The sequence below is a fragment of the Flavobacterium sp. YO12 genome, assembly GCF_004119495.1.
GTDB lineage: Bacteria > Bacteroidota > Bacteroidia > Flavobacteriales > Flavobacteriaceae > Flavobacterium.
The window spans coordinates 59479-69734 of sequence record NZ_NRQU01000023.1; the positions used below are offsets into that span (position 1 = coordinate 59479).

The following is a 10256-nucleotide window of genomic DNA, read 5'->3' on the forward strand; positions in this document are numbered from 1 at the left end:
ATAACTTATATCACTTATATGGTTTAAAATCAATCAGGATTTGCCATGATTTTGAACAAGTCAGAATTAGAGATGTAAAAACGGTTTTCCAATGCAATTGAAGCCAATTTTGCACTTACTAAATTGTTCTCGCGTGTGTTGATTAGGAACAAAGAGCTTTCTCCAAATGAGAATAAGCGTTCTTCAGAATTTAGCATTGTCAAGTTGTTTTCGACTAAATCTTTGGCTAGTTTTTTTTGTTTTATAAGCGAATTGATTTCTAATTTTTGAGCACTGATTTTGTTAGTCAATTGTGTTTTTTCTAATGCTAATGCAAATTCGTTTTCTTGAAGTTTGTATTTTGCTAGTTTTAAACTTCCTCTTTCTTTTCGCAGAAATAAAGGAAAGTAAAATTCCAGACCAATTTTGTAATCGTCAAATTTATAATTGTCGATGTAATTTGGTTCAGATAAATAGGCATAAGCAATGTTTATTTTTGGCAGCAGCATATTTTGTTTTAGATCTTTTTCTACATTCAAGATGTCTATTTTGTTCTGCATCGCATTTAGTTTAGGATGCGTTTCTAAGCTGAAATCTTTTTGCAAAAGATCGTTTGTTTTTAACGTTTCCTGCAGCGTACTTTCTAGAGTGCTTTCTGGTACAAGTTCATCTGAAATTTCAAGAGGAATATTGTTGTCAAGCCACATAAAATTTGATAATTCCAGTTTTGCTTTAGCTAATTTTAATTTAGAATCTTCAAGGCTCAGGGTTCTGTTTTTTACAATAATTCCTGCTTCAATACTGTCAATCGCAGGTTTGTCGCCTTGATTAATCAAAGATTTAATTCCTTCCAAACGTATTTCGGCATTTTTATTATAAGTCTCGTACAGTTTCATTTCTTCAAAATTCTTTTTCCAATTGAAATAAGCAAGAGAAGCATCGTATAAAACGCTGACAGCTTCAAGTTTTCGTTCAGATTCACTTAGTTTTATCTGAATTTTTGCCTTGCGAACATCAGCCATTCGTTGATTAATAAATAATCCTTGTCCAACAGGAACACTGATTCCAAACGAAGTTAAACCTTGATTAGGCGTTGTGTTTTCAGGATTAAGATAAACACCTTCATTGTTGTCAAATCCAGCTTTTAACTCAATTCCGTACCAAGTTGGGATTTTAAAACTGCTGTTTAAAATAGAATAATATTCTTTGTCTTTAAATTGTTTTTGACTAAAATCTACTTCAATTTTTGGATCAAAACCACCTCTTGCCATCATTAAATTGGCTTGTGCTTTGCTGATTTCTAAATTGGCATTTTTTACCAAAGGATGATATTTTTTTACATATCCAAGAAACTCATCGTAAGTAAGTTCTTTAGATACGGGCTGCTGGCCAAAAACCGTACAGCTCAAAAATAGAAAAGCTATAAGTATCCGTTTCATTATTTTTTCTCTTTAGTTTCTTTTTCGCCAGTTTTGTAATAATTAGGAGGGAAACCATTTAAAGTTCTCCAGATTTCGAACCAAATTGGTACTGTGTCTAGTAAAGCAATTGTTTGGGCGCCAGAACCAATGCTCAATTGCTTAGGCCAATGTGCTTCTTCAGGATCAGGAGCAATTAAAACTCTGTATTTGCCATTTGTGCTGATAAAGTTTTCTATCGCTACAACTTTTCCTCCAAAAGTTCCGTATGATATATCCGGCCATCCTGCAAATACAATTGTTGGCCAGCCGTCAAACCAAACGCGGACTTTTTCGCCTTTTTTAATTAAAGGCAAATCTATTGGGTTTACATACGTTTCAACCGCAATATCATAATGAGATGGCATTATCGTTACAATTGGAGTCCCTTCTTTTACCGTTTCGCCCAATCCTGCTTGCAAAGCTCGGTTGATATATCCGTCTTGCGCAGCTTTAATATAATACATGCCATTTCTTAAGCTGTAATTCGTGTATTGGTTTTCTAATTTGCTTACTTGAGCTTCAGTATCAAACTTGTTGCTTAGAGTAGTAAATTGATCGCTTTTTGCTTTGGCTGCTTTTTCAGCATATTCAGCCGAAATTCGGTTAACTTCAACTTTAGCGTTTATGTATTCATTTTTACTGGATAAGAATTTGTTTTCTTGTGTTATGATTTTTGCATCAACATCTTGCAATTTTAAACGTTTCTCTTCAACATCTGTAAGCGGTTTCAAGCCTTCTTTGTTTAACTGAACAGAACGATTGTATTGTGTATTTGCGATTCGCAGTTGTGTTCTTGCGGCAACAAGATCAATACTGTCGCTTTTTATTTTTAAAAGAGATTGTCTGACTTTGTTCTTTGCTTGTTCCAGTTTTAGCCTTTTTTCGCTTTCAATAGCTTGAATTTGAGTAGAAAGAGTTTGTACTTTCTCGTCATATGATTCTAGAGAGTTTTTCTTTGCTTCTACCTGATTTTTGGTGTTTTCGACCAAATTAGGATCCATATAATCCTCCTTTATTTCAGAAATAAATAAAATGGTATCTCCCTTTTTTACAAAATCACCTTCTTGTACATACCATTTTTCAATTCGACCAGAAATAACACTCTGAATTGATTGTGGTCTTTGATTAGGCTTTAAAGTGGTTACAGATCCTGATCCCGAAACATTTTGTGTCCATGGCAGAAAAAGAGCAATTATTCCTAAAATTGAAGTACCTATTATAATCTTATTTAAAATTTTATAATGACTTCTATTGTTTAGGTTTTTTACAGTCTCGTATCGTTCAAGAGACTGCAGTCTGGTTTTATTGTCAGAAATGTTTAGCATGGCATATCGTTTTTTTGATCAAGTAGAATAAGACCGTTTTGCATTGTTATTTTTCGTGTTGATTTTGTTTTCCAATGCGGATTTTTGGATGAAACAATAATGGTCCACTTGTTTTTATCTGAAGTAAGAAAGTCTATGATTTCGTTAGCTACATTTTCATCCATAATATCAGTTGGATCTTCATAAAAAAGTATTTTTGGTTTATGAATGATGCTTCTAGCTAATAATATTTTCTGTGCATTTGAGGATGATAGTTGTCTTCCTTCAGGATAAATATGTGTATCTAAACCTTTTGGCAGTTGTTTTATAAACGAACTCAGCTGTACTCCGTCAAGTGCCCATTTTAAATCTTCGGAACTTATTGTGGGATCATTAAAAGTTATGTTTTCAAAAATGGTTCCTTCAAATGGTGTTTCGTTATGGATAATTGTTCCAATTTGTGAGCGATATTGTTTAATGTCTATTTTTTTGAATGTATCGTCATTGATGTAAAAAGCACCAGAACTTTGTTTTAATAAACCAGATAACAATCTAATAAGAGTTGTTTTTCCAGAACCGTTTTCACCGTCAATTACAATTTTTTCACCTTGCTCTATTTTAAGAGATATAGAATCTAGAGCATATATTGGAGAATCTGGAAATTTAAATTTTAAGTTTTCAGTTTCTAAAGTGATGTTGGTATAACAAGTATCGTTTTTAGACTCAATATATTCTTCTAATTCCAAATCAGTTACCTGTCCAATTTTTTCAACAGAAGTCAAAACGTCATAAAAAGTTTCAAGTCCAAGAATGATTTTTTCAACAGAGGTAATTACTAATAAAATAATGATCTCTGCCGCCACAAATTGTCCGATATTCATTTCCTGACTTAGTACTAAATATCCGCCAATAGAAAGCAAACTTGCTGTAATAATGATTTTAAAAACAATCAATTGGGTAAATTGTTTTTTGATCACATTAAAATGTTTCTCGCGATAGTTGATATAGTTGTTTACGATCTTATTGTTTTTTTGAAGCGCAAAATCATAGTTTAATTCATTTCTAAAACTGTAATTATTACGCGCCATTTCTTGCAGCCAGCCAGCTACTTTATATTTGAATTTAGATTCTTTTAAACTTGTTTCTAAACCAGACTTGTATGAAAATTTAAAAATGAAAAATAAAAGCAAGAACAACAATAAGCCAAATACAATAAAGGACGGATGATATAAAGACAGTAAAATTAATCCGAATGTAATTTGGAGTAAAGCTGCCGAAAAATCAATCAGTAATTTTGATGTACCTTTTTGAATGCTTAAAGTGTCAAAAAAACGATTTGTTAACTCCGGCGGATAAGTGCCGTATAATTCCTCAGGTTTTATTTTTGGCAAGCGAGCCGCAAACTCAAAGGAAGAACGAACAAATATTTTTTGCTGTAAATTTTCAGTAATTCGCAATTGCATTAATGATAAAAGTCCAACAAGTGCAACTCCGGCAACAACCAGAATAATAAGTACAATCCAAGATGCACTTACTCTTCCAGATTGTATAAACGCTATAATAGCCTGGATTCCTAAAGGAAGCGACAAACTAACTAAACCAGCAAAAATGGCGTAGAAAAAGATTTGGTATATGTCTTTTTTGTCTAATTGAAGTAAATTGTAAAATCGTTTTAAAGGTGTCATGTTGATTTTTTTATGGTTAGCGTAAAACGTTTTCTGCAAGATTGATGTAAAACTCTGTGGTTGTTACTGTTTCATTACAATTCGTAATTGTTTTTAAATGATCTGTTAAAAAGTGCTGATGCAAACTTCCTTCAACAATTGTTGAAACCAGTGATTTTGCATATGGATAATCGGGATTTACTTCTTTTACAATGGCAACAATTCTATTGATAACCCTTTTGTAAATTAAGAAAAAACCTTCTTTGTTTTCCTGATCAACTTCTTTAGTATGAAGTGTTTTTGTAAATTCAGCAATTATTATCTTGTTTAAAACAGCTTCGTTTATATGATCTGTTGCAATGTCATCTGTTATTTTTTCAGTAACTAATGTGATGGCTTTTTTCAGTTTTTCATTTTTATCTATAATGTTGGTCGTAGTAAATACTAATTTGTATTCGATCCAGCTCCAATACCAAGAAGATAAATAAACTAAGAGTTTATGCTTGTTCTCAAAATAACGATAAATCGAACTTTCGTTTGATCCTATTTTTTCTCCTAATTTTTTAAATGTAAAGTTATCAAAACCAATGGTGTCGATAAGAAGAATACTCTGTTCGATTATTTTTTTTCCCAGTGCGGATGTTTCGGGATCTTTTACATAGATCTTTTCGTTTATTTGGATTTTTAGATTCGATAGTATAATTTCCATAAAAATTATTTTAAATGCAAAGATAATAGTATTACTATTAATAAAGAACATTTAGCTTTTATTTTTGCAAAAAAAGCTGCTCTAAATCAAGAGCAGCTTTTAAAAATTATTTAAACGGAGTTTATAGTAATGAATGACAGGTCATTGCATTTGGCTGTTGTACTCCCATTAATTCTAAAATAGTAGGGGCAATATCTCCTAATACACCATTTTGGATGTTCTTTAAATCCTTGTCAACTAAAATAATCGGCACTGGATTTGTTGTGTGCGCAGTATTTGGACTTCCGTCAGGATTAATCATTGTTTCGCAATTTCCGTGATCGGCAATTACAATCGTAGTGTAATTGTTTGCAAGAGCAGCTTCGATAACTTGTTTTACGCAAGCATCAACAGCCTCGCAAGCTTTGATAGCGGCGCTCATAATTCCCGTATGACCAACCATATCACCGTTTGCAAAATTCAAACAAACAAAATCTACTTCACCTTTATTTAATTCAGGAACAAGTGCATCTGTAAGTTCATAAGCGCTCATTTCTGGTTGTAAATCGTAAGTTGCTACTTTTGGTGAGTTTCTTAAAATACGAGATTCGCCTTCAAAAGGAGTTTCTCTTCCTCCAGAGAAGAAAAATGTTACGTGAGGATATTTTTCAGTTTCAGCAATACGAATTTGCTTTTTACCTGCTTTTTCTAAAACTTCACCAAGAGTTTCAGTAATATTGTCTTTGTTGTAAACGACTTTTACATTTTGGTATGTTTCGTCGTAATTTGTAAGCGTAACATAATACAAGTTTAATTTATGCATGTTTTGCTCATGAAAGTCTTGTTGTGAAAGCGCTTCAGTTAGTTCGCGCCCTCTGTCAGTTCTAAAATTGAAGAAAATAACAACATCGCCTTCTACAATTGTAGCAAGAGGTTTTTCGTTTTCATCAACCATAACAACCGGCTCGATAAACTCGTCTGTGATGTTTTTTTCATAACTTTCAAGAACGCTTGCAACTGCATTTTTTGATGGAGTTCCAACTGCATTAACAACTAGGTCGTAAGCTAATTTTACACGTTCCCATCTTTTATCACGATCCATTGCGTAGTAACGGCCAATGATTGAAGCGATTTTTACAGGAGTATCTTTAATATAATCCTCTAAATCATGAATGTATTTAGCTCCAGATTTCGGGTCAACATCGCGTCCGTCAGTAAAAGCGTGTACGTAAACTTTGTCTAAGCCATATTCTTGCGAAGCATCGATTAAACCGCGTAAATGAGAGGTATGAGAGTGAACACCTCCGTCAGAAACTAATCCTAAAAAGTGTACTTTTTTATTGTTTTCTTTAGCGTAAGTAAAAGCGTCAATTAAAACCTGTTCTTTAGCAAGTGTTTTGTGGGCTACTGCTAAATTTATTTTGGCTAAATCCTGATACACAATTCTTCCGGCACCAAGATTCATATGTCCAACCTCACTGTTTCCCATTTGACCTTCAGGTAAACCAACGTTTAAACCGTCAGTACGAAGTTGTGCGTTTGGGTAATCTTTATAAAGGCTGTTTATAAAAGGAACATTTGCATTGTCTATTGCAGATACTTTAGGGTCAGGAGATTTTCCCCAACCATCTAAAATCATAAGGATAACTTTTTTGTTCATTACTTTTTGTTTTTTACAAAGATAAGTCATTTCTAAAATTTGCGTGAAAGCATTGTCACATTTATGGTTAATAAAAAGAAGCGTATTAAAAAATAATAATTTAATTATAGAAGTCTTTATTTTTTAAAATTAATTCACGCTAAGCTCTTTTTCTGAACCTATTTTTGACGGCGTCGAAGTGTAGAAATTGTATGCAGGCTTTTAGAGGGGAGTTAATATCATGATTTTTTGCAAAATCTATTTGCTGATTACTTGTAATTTGTCTTGAGAATTTTATTTCTGATAACTAGAAGAAAAAGTTTAATTGTATTTTCTTTAAGAATTTATGCGGAAATCTTGGTGTTTTAGAAGGAAGTAAATATCTTACAGGAATACCTTTTTTTATGTTAATTATGTTAAAATTTAAACAAAAAAGGCCTGATTTTCAGGCTTCTATTTTGACGGCTGTAAATAATTTATATTTTTGCCATACCCAAATTTTTTATTAACCTAAAGAAATTCAATGATTTACAAAATTTATCCACTGCTTGTGTTTTTGCTATTATCTTTTGGAGAAGATTCAAAAAACACACCCGAACTGAAAAATGCAACGACTGAAAACATTGCTAAGGTTGAAAAGAATCTTACGGTTGAGGCAAAAATCGAAAGTATTTATAAAACATTAGATACTAATAATTTTAATGTTCCTGAACTTAAAACTTTTACTGAAGCTTTAAAAGGTTTTTATCTTTTAAAAGAAAGAGGGATTGTTCAAAAAAACATTTTAACATTAATTGATTTTAGTTTGTCGTCAAATACCAAACGTTTATGGGTAATTGATATGACAACAAATAAAATTTTGTTCAATTCACTAGTTGCTCATGGTAGAAATACAGGAGAAGAATTTGCATCGGCATTTTCTAATATGAATTCATCGTTTAAAAGCAGCTTAGGTTTTTATGCTACAGGTGAAATTTACAAAGGAAAACATGGAGCTTCATTGCGTTTAGATGGTTTAGAAAGAGGTTTGAATGACAATGCTCGTGAAAGAGGAGTTGTAATGCATGGTGCTGATTATGTGTCTGAATCTTTTATTAGAGATCATAAAAGATTAGGCAGAAGCCAAGGTTGCCCTGCGCTTCCGGTTGAATTGACAGATGAAATAATTGAAACGATAAAAGATAAATCATGTTTGTATATTTATCATCCATCAAGAAGTTTTACGATGGAAGAGAGGCTAATTTCTTAGTTTAGTATACAAATCTGAATCTAGATTATAAATATCAGCTCTAAAAATGAGCTGATTTTTTTTGCTCCAAGCAGTCCAATACCATTGGTATAAAGCATATTTTTTGGTAATTTTTGCGCTCGTTGTTTTTTTGGTAGCGATTATAGTGTCAATTTTTTCTTTTGAAAACTTTTCAGAATCATCCAAAATATGCTCTGCTAATTCCAGCGGATTTTCAACACGAACGCAGCCAGAGCTTAGAGAACGATTATTTCTTCCAAAATAATTTCGGTGATTTGTATCATGAAGGTACACACTGTGGCGGTTTGGGAATAAAATTTTCATTAATCCTAATGAGTTATTATAGCCTGGGCTTTGTACGTAGCGATAATTGTTGGGTTTGTTTTCGTTCCATGCCATTGGTTCCACTTTGTTTCCAGCAGTATCGTAAATAGTGATGCTTTTGTTAGCTAAATAATTTCGATTTCGTTTCATAGCGGGAACCACATCTTCCTTTAAAATTGTAGGAGGAACTGTCCAAGTTGGGTTGAAAACAACAGTTTTTAGTACCGATGTAATAATTGGCGTTTTTCTTTTGCTGGTTCCAACAACAATATTTCTAGATAAAATAGTGTCTTGATTCTCGACAACATCTAAGCTGTAATTCGGAATGTTGATGATGAAGTATTCTTCGGCTAAATCAGTAGGAAACCATCTCCATCGTTCTAAATTGACAATAATTTGCTGTTTCCTTTTTTCTTTAGAATAGTTTAAAGCATTTATAGTTCCTTGTCCTATAACTCCATCAGGAGCAAGACCGTGTCTTTCTTGAAATTTTTTAACTGATTCAAATGTTTTTTGATTGTAAATGTTTGTCAGGCTGTCTTTTCCTGACATATCATTCCAGAACAAAAGCCTTTTTTTTATGTTTATTAAAGCAGAATTGGTGTCGTTTAAAGTGATTTTTTCGAGAGATTGTATGTTTTTGATTTCGTCATCTGGAAAAGTTTTAATGATTTCCAATGCTTTTAACAGCTGTTTGTAAGTTTGCGATTTAGGTTGGATATTATCAACAATGCTATCTAATTTGTCTTTGTTAAAAGCTTTAATTAAAACATTGTTTACATCAAATGTTTTCTCTTCTAAATCCCAGTCTGTATATATTTTTTTAGGATCAAGTTTGCCTTTATAAAGATGATTTAGGTATTTTTCAAAATTATAAGTCAGTAATATGTCATACGCAGCCAAGTCAGAATCGCTCAGAGAGCTTATTTTACTTTCGAATTTTTTTAATTTAGATGCTTTGTAATCTTCGGGGTTTAGCCCTAATTCATCTGATTTTTCTAACTGTGATAGGACGTAATTTCTCTTTTTTAAATTTCCCCAAACCGTTTTGTTTTCAGAAGAGTTGTAGAATTGTTTTAAAGTTTCGCTTTTAAAAGTACCAATTAATGCAGTGTCAATTTGAACCGTTCTTTCATCAGTAAGTATGATTGCTGGAGCTTTTTTTACAACAGCAGGTGCGGTTTTAGGAGTATCTTTTTTACAACTAATCAAACTGCATAATACTAATAAAAGGTAAAATTTTTTCATTCTATATTTTTTTAAACATCAAATAATGTTCTCCAACGTCTTTTATTTCAAATGGTTCGCCAAGAACTTCATAGTTCATTCTTCTGTAAAAACCTACTGCTGCGGTTCTGGCGTTAAACCAAATTAAATCGACTTTGTTTTGTTTACAATAGTCTTCGCAGTGTTTTACTAAAGCTTCTCCGAAACCCTTTTTTTGGTGATTCTCTAAAATTGCCATGCCGCGAATTTGACCCTGTAAATTTTCGGCAAATATAGGGTTGGATTTAGTGAATAATGAAATAATTCCTGTTAAATTTTCGTTTTGAAACAAACCAAAATGATGAGTCGTTTCTAAATCGTCTCCCTCAAAGACGCAGCTTTCTATAGGTTTTCCTTTTCTTAAAACTGGTTGGCGTACAATATAGGTTTCTTTTGATGGGATTTCTTTGATGATATTCATGATTTTTGAAAAATAATTGTTTTTATAACTTTTTAATTTTAAATGTGTTATAATTAAATGTTGATTTTAGTTGATTTTTTTTGCGAAAAAGCTTGTTTTGAACTTAACTTATTTTCTATATTTGCACCACAGTAATGCGAAAGTAGCTCAGTTGGTAGAGCTCCAGCCTTCCAAGCTGGTTGTCGCGAGTTCGAGCCTCGTCTTTCGCTCTAAAAAACCGAAATTTAATCGTTTCGGTTTTTTACCAAAATTAAATAATTTT

8 protein-coding genes and 1 tRNA gene are annotated in these 10256 nt (G+C 32.3%); 2 read left to right on the forward strand and 7 right to left on the reverse strand.

The annotated features are described in order from the left end of the window. Window positions 1–29 precede the first annotated feature (29 nt). The 5 genes from BOW55_RS09740 to gpmI form a co-directional block, all read right to left on the reverse strand. Window positions 30–1418: a TolC family protein gene (locus BOW55_RS09740; protein WP_129023961.1), complete on the reverse strand. Its 1389-nt coding sequence runs from the start codon at window positions 1416–1418 to the stop codon at window positions 30–32. Beyond that, entirely contained in the window at window positions 1418–2764 is a 1347-nt protein-coding gene (locus BOW55_RS09745) for an HlyD family secretion protein (RefSeq protein ID WP_129023962.1), read from the reverse strand. Before BOW55_RS09745 ends, BOW55_RS09740 begins: the two co-directional genes overlap by 1 nt. Then, window positions 2758–4428 (reverse strand): peptidase domain-containing ABC transporter, encoded by a 1671-nt coding sequence (locus BOW55_RS09750; protein WP_129023963.1) that lies wholly within the window; start codon window positions 4426–4428, stop codon window positions 2758–2760. The genes BOW55_RS09745 and BOW55_RS09750 overlap by 7 nt, the downstream gene beginning before the upstream one ends. A 16-nt stretch (window positions 4429–4444) precedes the next feature. Then, window positions 4445–5116 carry a TetR/AcrR family transcriptional regulator gene (locus BOW55_RS09755; RefSeq protein WP_129023964.1) on the reverse strand — a complete coding sequence of 224 codons (672 nt, stop codon included), beginning with the start codon at window positions 5114–5116 and terminating at the stop codon, window positions 4445–4447. A 121-nt stretch (window positions 5117–5237) separates the two neighbouring features. Further along, window positions 5238–6755: a 2,3-bisphosphoglycerate-independent phosphoglycerate mutase gene (gene gpmI, locus BOW55_RS09760; protein ID WP_129023965.1), complete on the reverse strand. Its 1518-nt coding sequence runs from the start codon at window positions 6753–6755 to the stop codon at window positions 5238–5240. 502 nt (window positions 6756–7257) lie between these two features. Between gpmI and BOW55_RS09765 the strand changes: the two genes are divergently transcribed. Beyond that, window positions 7258–7983, forward strand: coding sequence for a murein L,D-transpeptidase catalytic domain family protein (locus tag BOW55_RS09765; RefSeq protein ID WP_129023966.1), 726 nt, complete (start codon window positions 7258–7260; stop codon window positions 7981–7983). Here the strand turns inward: BOW55_RS09765 and BOW55_RS09770 are convergent. Together BOW55_RS09770 and BOW55_RS09775 are read right to left on the reverse strand one after the other, a co-directional pair. Then, window positions 7972–9555, reverse strand: a complete 1584-nt coding sequence (locus tag BOW55_RS09770; protein ID WP_129023967.1) for a murein L,D-transpeptidase — start codon at window positions 9553–9555, stop codon at window positions 7972–7974. The two genes, BOW55_RS09765 and BOW55_RS09770, sit on opposite strands and share 12 nt — an antisense overlap. 1 nt (window position 9556) lies before the next feature. Beyond that, complete coding sequence (locus BOW55_RS09775) at window positions 9557–9994, reverse strand: GNAT family N-acetyltransferase (RefSeq protein WP_129023968.1); 438 nt, start codon at window positions 9992–9994, stop codon at window positions 9557–9559. A gap of 136 nt (window positions 9995–10130) precedes the next feature. Here BOW55_RS09775 and BOW55_RS09780 point away from each other — a divergent pair. Continuing rightward, window positions 10131–10203 (forward strand) — tRNA-Gly (locus BOW55_RS09780). The last annotated feature ends 53 nt before the right edge of the window (window positions 10204–10256 follow it).